Consider the following 17234-nt stretch of genomic DNA (forward strand, 5'->3'; position numbering starts at 1 on the left):
CGTGTCGGTCAGTGCCCGGGTAGTACGCAGGCGGTGTCCAACCCGAGCACGTGATTGAGCCGACCGAACGCCAGCCACGATCCGATGCTCATCGACAACTCGACGATCTCGGCGTCGGTGTAGTGGGCCTTCATCCGCACCCAGAACGCGTCGTCGAGACCGTGGTGATCGAGCGCGTATCGCTCGGCGTACTCGGTGGCGAGTCGTGTTCGCTCGTCGAAGTGCTCGGTGGTGCGCCAGTTCTCGACGTCTCGGTCGAAACCGGGCTCGACCTTGACTCCGTCCCGTTCGGTGCGCCAGTCCTGGCAGAAAACACATCCGTTGATCTGCGCGATCCGTAGCCGCGCGGCTTCGAACGCGCGCAGGTCGATGGTCGAGTGCTCGTACACGGAGAGCGAGAACTGGGAAGCGGGGATCCCGATCCCGGGGACCATCTCGGCCCAGACATAGCCGATCGGGTCCTTGCCCTCGGGGATGTCGATGATCATGCGGGGGCTCCTTCCGCAGCGGCGAGTTTGCCGATCGCGGGGCGCAGCGGAACTTCGAGCGCGTCGTAGAGGCCGGGTTCGTGCTCGACGAGCCAGTCGATCGCGCCGACGAGCCGACCCACTGCCGTCGCATTGCCGCCGGCCGCCCGGCTCCCGCCTTCGTCGTCGGCCTCGATACTGACTTCGATCCGAGGTCGTCCCTCGATGATCACCCGGTGTGCGCCCGCACCGCCGTCGGGTGGAACCGGCCAGTCCGGCGCGCAATTCGGGTGGATGCGGGTGACGTGTTCGATGACGATTCGGGGCCGTCCGCCGATGATGCCCTGCAGCTCGAATCGCACCGCGCCCTGTGTGCCCGCCTCGAAGTCGCCCATCGTCGCGGTGGTGATGGTGTCGTCGAGGGCCCGCCGGTCGAAGACCTCACGGATCTCGTCGAGTTCGACGCCGAGGCCTCGCGCCATCAACCGCACCTGTCCGCCCCACACCATCGTCGGGATCGACGGCGCGAGCATCGGTGGTTCGTAGTCCATCGGCTGACCCATCCCGACGAGATACCGCACCGAGTCGGGCTGGTCGTAGGTCGAGTAATCGAAGATCTCCTGGCAGCGGATGCCCTCGACCGTCGTACCGAGTCCGCTGAGCAGCAGCGGCAGCACGTCGTTGCCCCACCCCGGGTCGATACCCGACACGAACAGCGACCCGCCTGCCTCCGCGATCGCCGCCAGGATCGGCTCTCTCATCTCGGGCGGTGCACTGCGGTGGTCGTACAGCGGGAACAGCGCGGGGGTGACGACGACGGCACCGGTGCGGAGCGCACGGAGGATGTCGGCGAAGGCATCGTCGGGCCGGATGTCACCGGTCGCCGCGTACACGACGGCGGCGGGACACTCGGACAGCACGGCGTCGATATCTGCTCTCGCCCTGACACCGATCTCACGGCCGAGATCACCCAGGTCCCCGGCGTCGCGCCCGACCTTGTCCGGGTTGTGGACGAGAACCGCTGTCAGCTCGAGTTCGGGGTGAGCATCGACGGCGCGAACAGCCGCGCGCCCGACGTTTCCTGTGCCCCAGACGACCGTGGAGATCATGGCTGCGCACATTACGACACTGGAACAGGTTCTCGTGGCGGATCAGGACAATTCGGAGAGATCCTGTCCGGCAGCGCCCTCAGTGGACGACCAGCGCCATCGCGAAACCATCCCAGTTCTTCGCCCCCACCGTCTGCAGTGCAGTCGCGTCGAGGCGAGGTTCGGATGCGAACAATGCAAGGACATCCCGAGACGCACGGACCCGTTCGTCGTCCTGATCCGGGTCCGCGATCGCACCGCCGCGGACGACGTTGTCGACGATGATGACGCTGCCCGGGCGGGTGAGCCGCAGTGCCTCACGCACGTAGTTGGAGTTGTTCTCCTTGTCCGCGTCGATGAACACGAGATCGAACGGGCCCTCGAGATGCGGCAACGAGTCCAGGGCGGGGCCGACGCGGATGTCGACGACTCCGCCGACGCCGGCGCGGTCCAGGTTCGCACGGGCAACCTCGGCGTGGCGGGGCTCGAATTCGAGTGTGGTCACGCGCCCTTCGTCGCCGACGGCCCGCGCGAGCCAGATCGTGCTGTACCCACCGAGCGTGCCGATCTCGAGGATCGTCCGTGCGCCCATCGCGCGTGCGAGCAGGTGCAGGAACTTGCCCTGCATGCGTGAGACGTCGATGGCGGGCAGACCGGCCTCGGCGTTCGCCGCGAGCGCGGACTCGGTGGCTCGGTCGTTGCCGATGAGGAGGTCGGAGAGGTACGTGTCGGTGTGTTCCCAGTCAGCAGCCATGGAACACAGTCTCCCCCGTCACCACCTCATCGGCAGCCGTCGGTCGTGTCAGCGGCGGGTCGCTGCGAGAACCTCGCTCACCGCATCCGCGACGGGCACCTCGCGGGCCTCGCCGGTGAAGCGGTCGCGCAGTTCGACGTGACCGTCTGCGAAACCGCGGCCGACCACGACGACGAGCGGCATTCCGAGCAGCTCGGAGTCCTTGAACTTCACGCCCGGCGATGCCTTGCGGTCGTCGAAGAGCAGGTCGACGCCGGCGTCGGAGAGTTCCTGCGCGAGTGCCTCGGCGCCCGCGCGGGCCTGCTCGTCCTTGTTGGCGATGACGAGGTGCACGTCGAACGGTGCGATCTCTGCAGGCCAGCGCAGGCCCTTGTCGTCATGCTGCTGCTCGGCGACCACGGCGACGAGTCGTGAGACGCCGACACCGTAGGAGCCCATGGTGGGACGCACCGGCTTGCCGTTCTCCCCGAGGACGTTCACCTCGAATGCATCGGTGTACTTGCGGCCGAGCTGGAAGACGTGACCGATCTCGATGCCGCGGGCGGACACGAGCGGTCCGGCTCCGTCGGGCGACGGGTCGCCGTCGCGCACCTCTGCCGCCTCGATCGTGCCGTCGGGGGTGAAGTCGCGGCCGGCGACGAGCCCGAACACGTGCTTGCCGTGTTGATCGGCGCCGGTGATCCAGGAGCTGCCGTCGACGACCCGGGGGTCGACGAGGTAGCGCACGCCGTTGGCCAGCAATGCCTTGGGCCCGATGTACCCCTTGACGAGGAACGGATTGGCGGCGAAGTCGGACTCGCCGAGCATAGCGACCTCGGCCGGCTCGAGGGAGGCTTCGAGACGCTTGTCGTCGACCTCGCGGTCGCCCGGGACACCGATACCGAGAAGCTCCCACTCGCCGCCGGGCTGCCGCACCTTCACCAGGATGTTCTTGAGCGTCTCGGAGGCGTCGACCTCGCGGCCGAGGATCTGAGAGGACGCAGTGACGAGAGTGTCGATCGTGGGCGTGTCGGGGGTGTCGTGGACGACCGCCTCCGGCTGCCCCTCGATCGGGACAGGTGCCGGGGCCAGGGTCTTCACGGCCTCGACGTTCGCGGCGTACCCGGATTCGACGCACCGAACGTAGGTGTCCTCACCGGCGGGCGACTCGGCAAGGAACTCCTCCGACGCGCTGCCGCCCATCGCGCCCGACGTCGCGGACACGACCACGTATTTCACGCCGAGGCGCGTGAAGATCCGCTCGTATGCGTCACGGTGTGCGCGGTACGACTCGGCGAGCCCCTCGTCGGTGAGGTCGAAGCTGTACGAGTCCTTCATGGTGAATTCGCGGCCGCGCAGAATGCCGGCGCGCGGCCGTTCTTCGTCGCGGTACTTGGTCTGGATCTGATACAGCGTGACCGGGAAGTCCTTGTACGAGTTGTATTCGCCCTTGACGGTGAGCGCGAACATCTCCTCATGGGTCGGGCCGAGGAGGTAATCGCCGCCCTTGCGATCCTGAAGGCGGAACAGGCCGGGGCCGTACTCGGTCCAGCGGTTCGTCGTCTCGTAGGGGTCGCGCGGGAGCAGTGCAGGCAGGGAGATCTCCTGCGCGCCGATGCCGTTCATCTCCTCGCGGACGACCCGTTCCACCTCGCGCAGCACCTTCAGGCCCAGTGGCAGCCACGAGTACACGCCCGGCGCGATGCGGCGCACGTAGCCGGCGCGGACGAGCAGCTTGTGGCTGGCGACCTCGGCGTCGGCCGGGTCGTCGCGGAGCGTGCGGAGGAACAGGTGCGACATGCGGGTGATCACGATCGGTCAGCCTACCTCGCGACCCGATCGACCCGATCGGTACGGTTGTCGTTTGTGCTGGTGCTTCTTCCCCCTTCCGAGACGAAGTCCGACGGCGGCGACGGCGCCCCGCTCGATCTCGGCGACCTGTCGATGCCGCAACTGACCGGGACGCGTGAGCTCCTCGTACAGGCCCTCGTCGATCTGGCCGCAGATCCGGATGCCTCGTGCCGTGCTCTCGGATTGGGTGCCACCCAGTTCGACGAGGTCGAACGGAACGCGAAACTGTGGGTCTCCCCGACTCGGCCGGCGCTCTTCCGCTACACGGGAGTGTTGTTCGACGCGCTCGACGCCGATTCCTTCACCAAGGCGCAACGCGACAAGGCCTACCGGAGGCTCGGTATGGGATCCGCATTGTTCGGCGCAGTCCGCGCGGCCGACCCGGTTCCCGCCTACCGCCTGTCGGGCGGATCGAAGCTGCCCGGTTTCGGAACGCTCGCGGCGCTGTGGCGCCCGGAGCTGTCCGACGCGATCGTGACGGAAGCGGACGGTGATCTCGTCATCGACCTGCGGTCGGGTGTCTATCAGCAGCTAGGACCTGTACCCGGCGCGGTGACCGCGACGGTGCTCACCGAACAGCCTGACGGCACCCGCAAGGTGGTCAGCCATTTCAACAAGCACCACAAGGGTCTGCTTGCGCGAGCACTGGTACTCACGCGCGCCGAGCCGACCGACGTCAAGGGTGTGGCTCGGGTCGCGTCGAAGGCCGGGTTGCGGGTCGAGGTCGAATCGCCGACCGAGTTGATCGTCCTCACCTGACAACCCGCCGGACGGCCCGACCGTGCGAGTCAGGTGGTCTGAGCCACCTTCTCCGCCTCTTGTGCCTGTGCTACCTGTTCCGGGGTGAACCGGATGAACAGTGCCGCGATACCCGCGATCACCGCGCACACCGCGCAGCCGAAGAGTGCGAACAGATAGCCCTCCCCCTGCGCCGCGATCTGCGCGTCCGTCATCGTCGCAATCGGACCGGACGTACCGCCGAGTGACAACGCCCTCGATGTCGCCAGCGACCCGATGATGCCGAGGCCCACTGGCCCCCCGAGTGTCTGAGCAACCTGCGCGATGGCCGACAGCGGCCCGATCTCGTGCGGGCCCACACCCGCGACAGCGCACAGCGGCAGCGGCACCACGGCAAGTCCGACACCGAACCCGACGACGAGCACCAGCACGAACAGGGTCGGGAAGTACTCGACGTGGCGGTCCATTCCCGACCCGTACACCAAGCTCGCGGTCATGATGACGGTGCCGGTGACGATCAGCCAGCGCGGCTGGATCCGCGCCACAAGTTTCGACGACACGGCCGCCGCGCCACCGAGCCCGAATGCGAACGGAACGAACGCGAGGCCGGCCTCCAACGGGGTGTAGCCGAGGATGTCCTGCACGAACAGGGCCACGAACGCGGCGAGACTGAACATCACCGCACCCGCGAAGAAGATCGACACGAATACCGCGACGCGATTCTTGTCGCGGAACAGCACGAACGGTAGCAACGGATTATCTGCACGACGTTCGACGAGCAGGAAAGCTCCGAGCAGGACGACACCTGCGATGAGTGCCCCGATCACCGCGGGACTGCCCCAACCCAATCCGGGACCTTCGGTCAATGCGAACACCAACCCGGCGCATCCCAGCGTCGCAAGAATCGCGCCGGGCACGTCGAGAGCGAGTCGCTCGCCCACGGTCTCTCGCAGCGAGAACACCGCGAGCACCACGATGACGACACCGATCGGCACATTGATCAGGAAAATCCATCGCCACGACACCTGGGTGAGTGCCCCGCCGAGGATCAGACCCGCGATGGATCCGACACCTGTCATCGCCGCGAACACCGCGATCGCCCGGTTGCGGGCAGGACCCGCCGCGAACGTCGTCGCCACCAGGGCGAGGGCCGTCGGTGACGCCACGGCTGCACCCACGCCCTGCAAGGCACGCGCGCCGATCAGCATCACGTCGTTGCTCGCGATTCCGCACAGCAGGGACGCGAGCGTGAAGACCCCGACTCCGGCGATGAACATCTTCTTGCGGCCGTAGCTGTCGCCGAGCCGTCCGCCGAGCAGCATCAGGCCACCGAAGGCAAGCGCGTATGCGGTGAGGACCCAGTTGCGGCCGGAGTCCGAAAGTCCCAGTTCGGCCTGCAACGGTGCGAGCGCGAGGTTGGCGACCGTGCCGTCGAGCACCACCATCAGCTGGAGCCCGCTCAGGACGAGCGTCGCGATGGCGACGGCGCGGGTGGTCATCTGTTTCGACGTGTCGGTCATGTCACGCACCTTCCGTCGTGAATCCGGCGACCGGGCCTATCACGATGATCGCAGGCGGGCGGATGTCTTCCTCGCGGACGCGTGCAGCGACGGTCGCGAGGTCGGCGCGCAGGACTCGCTGGCTGCGCAGCGTCCCTTCCTGCACGACGGCCACGGGGGTGTCCAAGGGGCGCCCTCCGGAGATGAGGGCCTCGGCGAACTGTTCGATGCGCGCCACGGCCATCAGCAACACGAGGGTGCCCCGAAGTTTCGCGAGCGCATCCCAGTCGGTCAGCGAATCCGGATGGTCGGGCGCGACGTGACCGCTGACCACCACGAACTCGTGGGTCACTCCGCGGTGCGTGACGGGGATTCCGGCGGCCGACGGCACCGAGATCGCGCTGGTGATGCCCGGCACGACCGTCACGGGCACGCCGGCCTCGACGCATGCTTCGAGTTCTTCGAAGCCACGTCCGAACACATACGGGTCGCCGCCCTTGAGCCGGACGACGAACTTCCCGGCCGTGGCGCGATCGACGAGGATCTCGTTGATGGCCTGCTGCGCCATCGCCCTGCCGTAAGGCAGTTTCGCGGCGTCGATCACCTCGACGTGCGGGGCGAGTTCGGCGAGCAGCGGTTGCGGCGCCAGATGGTCGGCGACCACGACATCGGCCTGCATGAGCAGTCGACGACCCCGCACGGTGATCAGGTCGGGGTCGCCCGGGCCACCACCGACCAGTGCGACACCGACCGGCTTGTTCCCGGTATCGGAGATCTCGGAGGTGCCCGAACCTGCGAGCGCCTCGAAGATCGAGGTACGGACCGACGCGGAGCGCCGATGGTCTCCGCCTGCCAGTACACCGACGGTCAGACCGTCGTGTCGTGCCGTCGCCGGTGTCACCGCGCTTCCCTCTCGGGCATTGTCCGCCCGCACACAGAACACCCGGCGTCGTTCGGCTTCCGCGACGATCGCAGCATTGGTGCCGGACTCGTCGGTGCACGCCATCGCGTACCAGGCGCCGTCGAGGTCACCGTCGACGTAGTCACGGAGTTCGAGGGTGATCTGTCCCTTGGCCGCCATGCTGTCGATCACCGGCGTCGCGGCGCGCGCCACCACGTGGATGTCTGCACCGGACGAGGCGAGCAATCCGAGTCTGCGCTGTGCGACGGAACCACCTCCCACCACGACGACGCGACGCCCGGACAGATTCAGGCCGACGAGGTAATTCGTCTCGTCGGCGTTCTCGGTTGGCACCCGGTGGTCCCCACTTTCCGATCCGATGTGAACACAGGCCGGTCCGCTCCCACTGGGTGCGGACCGGCCTGTGACGATGTGTGTGAGTGTCAGACAGCAGCAACCTCGACCGGCGCCGTCGACGCCGGGTCGGATGCAACATCGAGCTCGAGAGACTTGGTGCTCCAGTCCCACATCTGTTCGAACAGCGCGGGGTTGTCGGACAGCTTGACGCCCAGCGAGGGCACCATTTCCTTCAGCTTGGGCTGCCAACCCGCCCACTGCTGCGGGAAACACCGCTCGAGCACATCGAGCATCGCCGGGACAGCGGTGGACGCCCCGGGCGACGCACCGAGGAGGCCTGCGATCGTTCCGTCGGCAGCGTTGACGACCGCAGTACCGAACTCGAGGACACCGCCCGCACCCTTACGACGGATGACCTGCACACGCTGACCGGCGACGATGAGTTCCCAGTCCTCGAGGCGTGCCTCGGGGGCGAACTCGGAGAGTGTCACGATGCGGTCGGCGGGCGACTGACTGAGCTCGCTGACGAGGTACTTGACGAGCCCGAGCTCGGTCATGCCCACGCCGAGCATCGACATCAGGTTGTTCGGCTTGACCGACTTGGGCAGGTCCATCACGCCGCCCTGCTTGAGGAACTTCGGCGACCAGCCGGCGTACGGTCCGAAGAGCAGACCCTGCTCGCCGTTGATCACGCGGGTGTCGAGGTGGGGCACCGACATGGGGGGCGCACCGACAGCTGCCTTGCCGTAGACCTTGGCGCTGTGCCGAGCGATGACGTCGGGGTTCGTGCAACGCAGGAACGCACCCGACACCGGGAAGCCGCCGAAGCCCTTGGCTTCGGCGATCCCGGACTTCTGCAGCAGGTGCAGTGCACCGCCGCCGGCACCGACGAACACGAACTTGGCGTGAACCTTGCGCGACTCACCGGTACGACGATTGCGGACCTTGACGATCCAGCTGCCATCGGACTGCTTGGAGAGGTTGGTGACCTCGTGGCCGAAGAACACGGTGCCGCCGGACGCAGCAACGTTGTTGACGAGCTGTTTGGTGAGCGCACCGAAGTCGACGTCGGTGCCGGTCTCGGTCCAGTTCAGCGCGACCGGGTCGGAGAAGTCGCGGCCTTCGGCCATGAGTGGCAGGTGCTCGGAGAACCACTCGGGGCTCTCGGAGTACTCCATGCCGGCGAAGAGCGGGTGTCCGGCAAGGGCGTCGTAGCGCGCGCGCAGGTACTTCACGTTGTCGGCGCCGTGCACGAAGCTGACGTGCGGAATCGGATTGATGAAGTTCTTCGGATCCGACAGGATTCCCTTGTCGATCGCGTAGGACCAGAACTGGCGCGATACCTGGAACTGCTCGTTGACGTTGATCGCCTTGGTGATGTCGACCGAGCCGTCGGGCTTCTCGGGGGTGTAGTTGAGCTCACACAGAGCGGAGTGCCCGGTGCCCGCATTGTTCCACGGGTCGCTGCTCTCCGCGGCGGCGGCGTCGAGCCGCTCGAACGCCGTGATGGACCACTCCGGCTGCAGCTGGCGCAGCAGCGTTCCGAGGGTCGCGCTCATGATGCCCGCGCCTACGAGCACTACATCGGTCTTCGCCTCTACGTTCTCTGACACTGGGAAATCGACTTCCTTGTCTGTTCGCACGCGCCGCCGCCGTGGTGGTCCGCCCGCGTGAGTATCCCGTACACGGACATGGACGCTCTCATACACCGAGATCACCACGATCGTGCCGACTGCGACGAACAGGTTACCCGGATGTTCACCGGCGTTTCACTTCACCCAATTGTGTACCCACTTCCGTCTACCGCGGTCACCAATACAGTGTGATAGTGACAACTTGGCAGCCCGACATTCTCGGCGACGGATACCAGCAGCTCAGTCTACCTCTGGGCACCGACCCGGACGGGGAAGGACAGATCAGCGCGACACTCGTCCGGTATCAGCCGAACGATGTCGATCTCCCCGATCGTGCGGTCCTCTATATCCACGGTTTCACCGACTATTTCTTCCAACAGCACCTGGCCGAGCACTTTGCCGCTCAGGGTTACCGGTTCTACGCCCTGGACCTGCGCAAGTGCGGCCGGTCGCGCGGGCCGGAGCACACTCCGCACTTCGTCACCGACCTCGAGTTCTACGACTCCGAGCTCGATGAGGCGTTGCGCATCGTGCGGGACGAGGTGGGCGGATCGGAGGGGTCACCCTCGCGAGAACCAGGAGTCCTGCTCGCCGCCCACTCGACCGGCGGTCTCGTGCTGCCGCTGTGGCTCGATCGCGTCCAGAAACGCCCGGACGGCGTCCGCGGAGCGGGAGTGACAGGTCTGATCCTCAACAGCCCGTGGTTCGACCTGCAGGGACCGTCCTATCTGCGCAATGTCGGCACAGCCGCGATCGATCTCATCGGCCGGCTCCGACCCAAGGACGCGGTACCCGGCCCGAAGCTCGACACCTACGGGGCGAGCCTGCAGCAGGGCGGCTGGACGTACGACCTCGACTGGAAGCCGCTCACGGGATTCCCGATCAGGTTCGGGTGGATCCGCGCGATCCGACACGGACAGGCGCGGCTGCACCGTGGGCTCGACATCGGGGTGCCGTCGCTCATCCTGCGTTCGGGCAAGAGCGGTTCGGCGCCCGAGTACGACCCCTCGATCGACACCGTCGACGCCGTTCTCGATGTCCGGCAGATCGCCCGGTGGGCGGGGTGTCTCGGCGACCGGACGACGATCGTGCCCGTCGACGGCGCCCGGCACGATGTGTTCCTTTCCACACCGGGGCCGCTGAGTGAGGCGTTCCGGGAATTGGACCTGTGGCTGGAATGGTTGGACGGTCACAGGACCGGCGACGAGACCGCCGGCAACCGGGCGGACGACGCCCGGCCACGAACCACGGGAGAGCATGCGTGACCCACTACGACCTCGCGATCATCGGCACCGGATCGGGTAACTCGCTCATCGACGAGCGCTACGACGACAAGCGCGTCGCACTCCTCGAAGAGGGCACCTTCGGCGGTACCTGCCTCAACGTCGGGTGCATCCCGACCAAGATGTACGTATACGCAGCCGAGGTCGCACGCACGATCCGGACCTCCGGTAAATACGGCATCGACGCCTCGATCGACGGTGTGCGCTGGAACGACATCGTCGACCGCGTGTTCGGACGCATCGACCCGATCGCTGCGGGCGGCGAGCGCTACCGCCGCGAGGACTGCGACAACGTCACCGTGTACGGCGAGCATGCCCGGTTCGTCGGTGAGCGCACGATCGACACGGGAACCGGCGAGACCATCACCGCCGACCAGGTGGTCGTGGCCGCGGGCTCGCGCGCCGCGGTGCCCCGAAACGTTCTGGACAGCGGCGTCCACTACTACACGAGCGACGACATCATGCGTCTGCCGAAGCTCCCCGAATCGTTGGTGATTCTCGGTACCGGATTCATCGCCATGGAGTTTGCGCATGTGTTCTCCTCGCTGGGCACCCGGGTGTCGGTGATCGCGCGCAGTGGCGCGCTGCTGCGCCATCTCGACTCCGAAGTCTCCGAACGATTCACGTCGCTGGCCCGCGAGAAGTGGGACGTGCATCTGACCGCTCCGGCGCGCCGGTTCCGTCCCGTCGGCGACGGCGTCGAGGTCGAACTCGAGGACGGCACCGTCGTCTCCGGCGACGCGTTGCTCGTTGCGACCGGTCGCGAACCCAACGGCGACCTGCTCGACGTCGCGAAGGCGGGGATCGAGCTGGACGACGAGGGCCGCATCGTCGTCGACGAGTTCCAGCGCACCACCGCGCGCGGTGTGTTCGCGCTCGGTGACGTGTCGTCGTCGTATCAGCTCAAGCACGTCGCGAACCACGAGGCCCGCGTCGTGCAGCACAACCTGCTCCACGACGCGTGGAGCGGCGACACATCCGAGCTGCGGCGGTCCGATCATCGTTTCGTGCCGGCGGCGGTCTTCACCGATCCGCAGATCGCGACCGTCGGGTTGACCGAGGAACAAGCCCGTGCCGCCGGGTATGACATCTCGGTCAAGGTCCAGAACTACAGCGACGTCGCCTACGGCTGGGCGATGGAGGACACCGAGGGCTTCTGCAAGCTGATCGCCGATCGGTCCACCGGTCTGCTGCTCGGTGCTCACATCATCGGCGCTCAGGCGTCGACCGTGATCCAGCCCCTGATCCAGGCGATGAGCTTCGGTCTGACGGCACAGGAGATGGCCACCGGCCAGTACTGGATCCATCCTGCGCTGCCCGAGCTAGTCGAGAATGCTCTGCTGGGTCTCTGACCCGATCGAACAACGGCACCTCCCGGATCCGAAGATCGGGTAGGTGCCGTTGTTCGTCTACCAGCTTCCGGTGCGCAGCGCGATCGCCGAGGCGAAATCTGCAGGTGCGTGCGCCGGGATGTTCTCGACACCGTCGAGTTCGACCACCCGGAATTCACCGGTGACGTAGCGCATCGAGCCGTCGGCCTCCGCTCGCCGCGCGGCGCTCCCGATCACGATGGTGGTCGGAACCTCCGCGGCGGGCGCCGAAGCGTCACGCACGATGCCGTCGACATCCGCGACGGCCGGGTGCCCGCGTTCGGCGACGACGAGACTCGCGAACCGCCCGAACCGTCCTGCCGCGACCGCCCACGCGAGTTCGGCTCCGGCTCCGCTGCCCACGAGATGCACCCACGGCAGCGTCAGGTCATCGAGTATCGCGAAGACGTCCGACGGGGCGAGTCCGTCGATGTGATCGACGACGACCGTGCGTAGATCCGAGTTGTGCAGTCGCTCGCACACGACGTCGTACACATCTGCCGACTCCCCTGCGTCGGGAAGCAGCAGCACCGTATGCCGACTGTCCGGCCCCCCGACATACACCCGAACGCTCCCCCCTGGGGCGCTCACCGTCCTGGTTTCCATGCGGCCAAACGCTACACGCCGGAACATCCCGCATCGGGCATTGCATCCCGCCCGGCTCGGCTCTACGGTTAGTTACATGAGTAATGAACCGATGAACCTGCCGTCGAACTCATGCTGACCGACGGTGGGCAACCACTGTTCCGCCAGATTGCGGAACTCGTGGAGAACTCGATCATCGACGGGTCACTTCGCGAAGAGGAGCAGGCGCCATCGACGAACGAACTCGCGACCTTTCACCGCATCAACCCGGCCACGGCCGCAAAGGGCCTCAATGCCCTGGTCTCCGACGGAATTCTCTACAAGAAACGCGGAATCGGCATGTTCGTCAGCACCGGCGCCCGCGACACCCTCAGGGCACGTCGCCGCGAACGGTTCGCACTCCAGTACATCGCCCCGCTCCTCCGCGAAGCGGACAAGCTCGGGGTCACGACCGAAGAACTCAAATCGATGCTCGACAACTGGGAGACCTGATGTCCGACACGCCCACTCCCCCACTCGTCCGCGCACTCGGGCTGCGGCAGCAGTTCGGCACCGTCGCCGCGCTCGACGACGTGGATTTCGAACTGCAGCACCACACCATCTACGGACTGCTCGGCCGCAACGGCGCGGGGAAGACCACCCTCATGCAGATCCTCACCGGGCAGACGCTCCCGAGCGCCGGCCGGATCGAGGTGTTCGAAACCGATCCGTACGAGAACGCCGCGATCATGCAGCAGATGTGTTTCGTCGCGGACACCCCGAGCTATCCCGACTCGGTCCGCGTCGAACACGTACTCAGCTCATCGGAACTCCTGTTCCCCCTGTGGGACAGCGACTACGCGCACCATCTTCTCCGCGAGTTCTCGCTCCCCGAGAACCGCCGGGTCAAGAAGTTGTCGCGCGGTATGACCTCCGCACTGGGGATCGTCGTCGGTTTGGCCTCGCGTGCTCCGCTGACCGTCTTCGACGAGCCCTACCTGGGACTCGACGCCGTCGCGCGGAAGATGTTCTACGACGAGTTGATCACCGACTACGCCGCGCACCCACGCACGATCGTCCTGTCGACACACCTCATCGACGAGGTCGCCGACCTTCTCGAACACGTACTCGTGCTCGACCGCGGTCGGCTGGTCCTCGATGTGGACACCGATACGGCACGCGCCCGCGCCGCGGTCGCTGCCGGCCCGGCAGACGACGTCGCACGATTCGTCGGCAGCCGCACCGTGCTCCGCCATGAGCGTCTCGGAAACACGGTCCGCACGACATTCCTCAGAGGATCCGACGACATCGACGAGACCGATCCGCCTTCCTCGATGAGTATCCACCCCGTGTCGTTGCAGGATCTCGTCGTCCACCTCCACCGCGACCCCATCACCGAGTCGCACACGCGCTCCGCGACGGCATCGACAACACCGACCGCGCAGACAACACAGGAGGCCTCACTGTGACCACCGTGCTCGCCCTACCAGCCCCCGTCACCACCGGAGCAGCACGCGTGTGGTCCGTCGCACGCATCCAGACGGTCGCGTGGCCTCTGCTCATCGCCTGGCCCGTCGGGCTGCTCGTCACTGCTTTCGCGATCCCGTGGATCATCTTCGCGCTGGTCACGACCGACCAGCAATACAACGTCACCGGTAGTGTGCTCTCGCTCTACGGATTCGTCATCGCGTTCTACCTGCAGTCGATGACGCAGATGTTCCCGTTCTCCCTGAGGTTGGGCAGCACCCGCGCCCATTTCATGTCGTCGATCGTGCTGATCGGACTGGTCCAATCGTTGGTGTTCGCAGCGGCCCTCCAGGCACTCTCGGTGATCGAGGAAGCGACGGGCGGCTGGGGCGTGCGGATGCGCATGTTCGGCGTACTCCGCTACCTCACCGACGACACACTGATCCAGTTCGGCTGCTACTTCGCCACGATGTCCCTCGTCGTCGGGCTGTCCGTGCTCGTCGGTGTGATCCATCACCGCTGGCGCGCAGTGGGGCTGCTCACCGCAACCGCGACCGCCTTCATGGCCGGCGGGCTCGCCGCGATCCTGCTGACGTGGACCCGATCGTGGTCCGGTCTGTGGTCGTGGTTCGTCGACACACCCCGCGTGGTGACGCTCGTGGCTCTGCCGATCGTGATCGCCGCAGCATCCATCGTCGCCTCATGGCGGGTCCTGCGCCGAGCAGCGCCGTGATCCGAGTCCTCAGGGGAGGGTGAGGATCTCGCTTCCAGTCTCGGTGACGACGAGGGTGTGCTCGAACTGGGCACTCCACTTGCGGTCCTTGGTGACCACCGTCCAGCCGTCCTCCCAGATCTCGTAGTCCGGGGTACCGAGGTTGATCATCGGCTCGATGGTGAACACCATCCCCGGCTCGATGATCGTGTCGATGTCGGGGCGGTCGTAGTGCAGGATGACGAGTCCGTTGTGGAAGGTCTCACCGATCCCGTGCCCGGTGAAGTCTCGCACCACGCCGTACCCGAACCGGTTGGCGTACGACTCGATGACCCGGCCGATGACGTTGAGCGCCCGGCCCGGTGTGACCGCCTTGATCGCGCGCATCGTCGCCTCGTGAGTGCGCTCGACGAGCAGTCGTGCGTCCTCGGACACGTCTCCGGCCAGGAATGTGGCGTTGGTGTCGCCGTGGACACCGTGGATGAAGGCGGTCACGTCGATGTTGACGATGTCGCCGTCCTCGATCACCGTGGTGTCCGGAATTCCGTGGCAGATCACCTCGTTGAGCGACACGCACACCGACTTCGAGAATCCGCGGTAACCCAGGTCGGACGGGTAGGACCCGTGATCGCACATGAACTCGTGTGCGATGCGGTCGATTTCGTCGGTCGTCACGCCGGGGACGACTGCCCTGCCCGCCTCGACGAGCGCCTGCGCCGCGATCTTCGATGCGATGCGCATCTTCTCGATCGTCTCGGGTGTCTGCACCCACGGCTCGTTGCCTTCGTTCGCCGTGGGCTTCCAGACGTACTCGGGGCGCTCGATGGACTTGGGGACCTCACGAATGGGAGTCGGGGTTCCGGGGACGAGCGGGGCACGGGTAGACATGGGCTCCAGATTAGTCTCCGTGCCCCACCGTCGCGGTCAGGTGGTCCGGCCCTGCCGCAGCAGGAACCGCTGCACCTTGCCGCTCGGAGTCTTGGGAAGATGCGGGACGAAATGGACCGCGCGCGGGTAGGCGTGCGCCGCGAACTTCTTCTTCACCAGTTGTTGCAGGTCCGATTCGAGCGCATCGTCGCCTTCGACGCCGTCGCGGAGCACCACGAACGCTTCGAGAACCTCACCGCGCAATTCGTCGGGAAGCCCGACGACCGCCGCCTCGACCACGTCGGGATGCATCACCAGCACTGATTCGACGTCGAAGGGCCCGATCCGGTAACCGGCCATGATGATGACGTCGTCGTCGCGCGAGGAGAAGAAGTAGAAACCGTTCTCGTCGACCTTCCCGGCGTCGCCGGTGAGGTACCAGCGACCGTCGTCGGTGAATCGGGTCGCGGTCTTGTCGGGGGCATCGACGTATCCCGTGAACCACACCAGCGGGCTGTTCTCGACATCGATCGCGACCCGCCCCAGTTCGCCGGGGGCGGCGATGTCGTCGCTGTCGTCACGGAGCACCGCGCAGGACCACCCCGGCAACGGCTTGCCCATCGATCGCTCGGGCACGTCGTCGCGAAGGCCGTCCGCCCACGCATCGACGACGAACATGCCGTGCTCGGTCTGCCCGTACTGGTCGCGCACGAGAACGCCGAGCGTGTCGCGCGACCAGGCCAGCACGTCGGGGGTCAGCGGCTCCCCCGCCGACGATGCCCGCCTCAGACGGATCGGGGCGTGCGGGGCGGTGTCGGCGCGCAGCGACCGGTACACCGTCGGTGCTGCCGCGAAGTTGGTGACGCCGAAGGTGTCGAGCACCTGCCAGGTGAGCGCCGGGGAGAACCCGGCGTGCAGCAGCAGGCTCCGGCGACCGGCGGCGAGAGGTCCGAGCAGCGCGTAGTACAACCCGTACGCCCAACCCGGATCCGCCGCGTTCCAGAACACGTCGTCCTCACGGACGTCGAGACCGAATTCGAGGTAGGCGTGGAACGAGGCCAAGGCCTTGACCGGAACCGGGACGCCCTTGGGGGTGCCGGTGGTACCCGAGGTGAAGAGCTGGACGAGACCTCCGTCGCCGCCCACCGACACCGCAACTCCTCGCGGATCGTCAGCGGAATGGGATTCGACGAGCTCCGCGAAATCCAATCCGACACCGTCCCCATCGCCTACGACGATCACCTGCCACGGCGCATCGTGAGGGATGTCGTCGCCGGGGGCGAGCTTGCCCACCTGATCACCGTCCGCAACGACAACCTTCGCGCCGCTCGCGCCGAGCCGAAAGGCGATCGCGGGCGGCGCGAACGCGGTGAACAGTGGGACGTGGACGGCGCCGCGGCGCCAGATGCCGAGCAGCGCGACGACCAGGTCTGCGGACTTGCCCATCAGGGTCGCGACATGATCACCCGGTTCCACACCGAGATCGGCGAGTGCGGTCGCGAATCGCGCCGACTGCTCGGACAGATCGCCGTATGTCAGGTCGGCCGATCCGAGATCGGCGTCGATCACCGTGAATGCCACCGCGTCGGCCGGGTGGTCGTCGCACAACAGGCGGGCAGCAGTGGCGTCGGCTGTGTCGTAGCGGTCCAGAAGTTCCTGCACACGGGTCGCTGTGTCGGCCATCGGTCCGTCCTTTCGTAGGG

Annotated in this window: 16 protein-coding genes; 6 read left to right on the forward strand and 10 right to left on the reverse strand. The window is 66.6% G+C overall.

Translation table 11 applies throughout. The annotated features are described in order from the left end of the window. Positions 1 to 8: 8 nt before the first annotated feature. The 4 genes from ACZ46K_RS21140 to ACZ46K_RS21155 all read right to left on the reverse strand — a co-directional run bounded on the left by ACZ46K_RS21140 (position 9) and on the right by ACZ46K_RS21155 (position 4100). The gene (locus tag ACZ46K_RS21140; RefSeq protein WP_054810777.1) at positions 9 to 488 is read right to left on the reverse strand and encodes a carboxymuconolactone decarboxylase family protein; all 480 of its coding nucleotides are present in this window, start codon (positions 486 to 488) and stop codon (positions 9 to 11) included. Beyond that, a complete protein-coding gene (locus tag ACZ46K_RS21145; protein WP_464744599.1) occupies positions 485 to 1576 on the reverse strand; it encodes an NAD(P)H-dependent amine dehydrogenase family protein in 1092 nt (363 codons plus the stop codon). The genes ACZ46K_RS21140 and ACZ46K_RS21145 overlap by 4 nt, the downstream gene beginning before the upstream one ends. 79 nt (positions 1577 to 1655) lie before the next feature. Continuing rightward, the gene (locus ACZ46K_RS21150) at positions 1656 to 2309 is read right to left on the reverse strand and encodes an O-methyltransferase (RefSeq protein WP_054806052.1); all 654 of its coding nucleotides are present in this window, start codon (positions 2307 to 2309) and stop codon (positions 1656 to 1658) included. 48 nt (positions 2310 to 2357) lie between these two features. Next, positions 2358 to 4100: a proline--tRNA ligase gene (locus ACZ46K_RS21155; RefSeq protein ID WP_464744602.1), complete on the reverse strand. Its 1743-nt coding sequence runs from the start codon at positions 4098 to 4100 to the stop codon at positions 2358 to 2360. Positions 4101 to 4154: 54 nt separating this feature from the next. Here ACZ46K_RS21155 and yaaA point away from each other — a divergent pair, with 54 nt between their 5' ends. Next, a complete protein-coding gene (gene yaaA, locus ACZ46K_RS21160) occupies positions 4155 to 4898 on the forward strand; it encodes a peroxide stress protein YaaA (RefSeq protein WP_054806053.1) in 744 nt (247 codons plus the stop codon). Between the two features lie 29 nt (positions 4899 to 4927). Here yaaA and ACZ46K_RS21165 read toward each other — a convergent pair whose 3' ends face one another. The 3 genes from ACZ46K_RS21165 to mqo all read right to left on the reverse strand — a co-directional run bounded on the left by ACZ46K_RS21165 (position 4928) and on the right by mqo (position 9247). Beyond that, positions 4928 to 6397 carry an MFS transporter gene (locus tag ACZ46K_RS21165; RefSeq protein ID WP_054806055.1) on the reverse strand — a complete coding sequence of 490 codons (1470 nt, stop codon included), beginning with the start codon at positions 6395 to 6397 and terminating at the stop codon, positions 4928 to 4930. A gap of 1 nt (position 6398) precedes the next feature. Beyond that, a complete protein-coding gene (gene cobA / locus ACZ46K_RS21170) occupies positions 6399 to 7631 on the reverse strand; it encodes a uroporphyrinogen-III C-methyltransferase (protein ID WP_464744604.1) in 1233 nt (410 codons plus the stop codon). An 89-nt stretch (positions 7632 to 7720) separates the two neighbouring features. Continuing rightward, the gene (mqo, locus tag ACZ46K_RS21175; RefSeq protein ID WP_464744606.1) at positions 7721 to 9247 is read right to left on the reverse strand and encodes a malate dehydrogenase (quinone); all 1527 of its coding nucleotides are present in this window, start codon (positions 9245 to 9247) and stop codon (positions 7721 to 7723) included. 215 nt (positions 9248 to 9462) lie between these two features. Between mqo and ACZ46K_RS21180 the strand changes: the two genes are divergently transcribed. Together ACZ46K_RS21180 and mtr are read left to right on the forward strand one after the other, a co-directional pair. Further along, a complete protein-coding gene (locus tag ACZ46K_RS21180) occupies positions 9463 to 10533 on the forward strand; it encodes an alpha/beta hydrolase (protein WP_464744608.1) in 1071 nt (356 codons plus the stop codon). Continuing rightward, on the forward strand, positions 10530 to 11903 hold the full coding sequence (gene mtr, locus ACZ46K_RS21185) for a mycothione reductase (RefSeq protein ID WP_464744610.1): 1374 nt from the start codon (positions 10530 to 10532) through the stop codon (positions 11901 to 11903). The genes ACZ46K_RS21180 and mtr overlap by 4 nt, the downstream gene beginning before the upstream one ends. A gap of 57 nt (positions 11904 to 11960) precedes the next feature. Here mtr and ACZ46K_RS21190 read toward each other — a convergent pair whose 3' ends face one another. After that, complete coding sequence (locus tag ACZ46K_RS21190) at positions 11961 to 12527, reverse strand: alpha/beta fold hydrolase (protein WP_464744612.1); 567 nt, start codon at positions 12525 to 12527, stop codon at positions 11961 to 11963. Positions 12528 to 12641: 114 nt separating this feature from the next. Here ACZ46K_RS21190 and ACZ46K_RS21195 point away from each other — a divergent pair, with 114 nt between their 5' ends. From ACZ46K_RS21195 to ACZ46K_RS21205, 3 genes are read left to right on the forward strand one after another with little or no spacing between them, the layout of a single operon-like run. Continuing rightward, positions 12642 to 12998: a GntR family transcriptional regulator gene (locus ACZ46K_RS21195; RefSeq protein ID WP_464749430.1), complete on the forward strand. Its 357-nt coding sequence runs from the start codon at positions 12642 to 12644 to the stop codon at positions 12996 to 12998. Next, entirely contained in the window at positions 12998 to 13954 is a 957-nt protein-coding gene (locus tag ACZ46K_RS21200; RefSeq protein ID WP_464744613.1) for an ABC transporter ATP-binding protein, read from the forward strand. The genes ACZ46K_RS21195 and ACZ46K_RS21200 overlap by 1 nt, the downstream gene beginning before the upstream one ends. Continuing rightward, positions 13951 to 14685 (forward strand): hypothetical protein, encoded by a 735-nt coding sequence (locus ACZ46K_RS21205; protein ID WP_464744615.1) that lies wholly within the window; start codon positions 13951 to 13953, stop codon positions 14683 to 14685. Before ACZ46K_RS21200 ends, ACZ46K_RS21205 begins: the two co-directional genes overlap by 4 nt. Before the next feature lie 9 nt (positions 14686 to 14694). Here ACZ46K_RS21205 and map read toward each other — a convergent pair whose 3' ends face one another. Both map and ACZ46K_RS21215 read right to left on the reverse strand, forming a co-directional pair. Further along, a complete protein-coding gene (gene map / locus ACZ46K_RS21210; RefSeq protein ID WP_054810760.1) occupies positions 14695 to 15552 on the reverse strand; it encodes a type I methionyl aminopeptidase in 858 nt (285 codons plus the stop codon). Positions 15553 to 15588: 36 nt separating this feature from the next. Beyond that, the gene (locus tag ACZ46K_RS21215; protein WP_464744617.1) at positions 15589 to 17214 is read right to left on the reverse strand and encodes an AMP-binding protein; all 1626 of its coding nucleotides are present in this window, start codon (positions 17212 to 17214) and stop codon (positions 15589 to 15591) included. Positions 17215 to 17234: the final 20 nt, after the last annotated feature.

This window comes from Rhodococcus sp. JCM 9793, assembly GCF_055380405.1.

What these genes read in the sequence shown, in the direction of transcription:
- ACZ46K_RS21140 (WP_054810777.1), bottom strand. Translation starts at nt 488, where the DNA reads ATGATCATCGACATCCCCGAGGGCAAGGACCCGATCGGCTATGTCTGG.
- ACZ46K_RS21145 (WP_464744599.1), bottom strand. Translation starts at nt 1,576, where the DNA reads ATGATCTCCACGGTCGTCTGGGGCACAGGAAACGTCGGGCGCGCGGCT.
- ACZ46K_RS21150 (WP_054806052.1), bottom strand. Translation starts at nt 2,309, where the DNA reads ATGGCTGCTGACTGGGAACACACCGACACGTACCTCTCCGACCTCCTC.
- ACZ46K_RS21165 (WP_054806055.1), bottom strand. Translation starts at nt 6,397, where the DNA reads ATGACCGACACGTCGAAACAGATGACCACCCGCGCCGTCGCCATCGCG.
- ACZ46K_RS21190 (WP_464744612.1), bottom strand. Translation starts at nt 12,527, where the DNA reads ATGGAAACCAGGACGGTGAGCGCCCCAGGGGGGAGCGTTCGGGTGTAT.
- ACZ46K_RS21200 (WP_464744613.1), top strand. Translation starts at nt 12,998, where the DNA reads ATGTCCGACACGCCCACTCCCCCACTCGTCCGCGCACTCGGGCTGCGG.
- map (WP_054810760.1), bottom strand. Translation starts at nt 15,552, where the DNA reads ATGTCTACCCGTGCCCCGCTCGTCCCCGGAACCCCGACTCCCATTCGT.
- ACZ46K_RS21215 (WP_464744617.1), bottom strand. Translation starts at nt 17,214, where the DNA reads ATGGCCGACACAGCGACCCGTGTGCAGGAACTTCTGGACCGCTACGAC.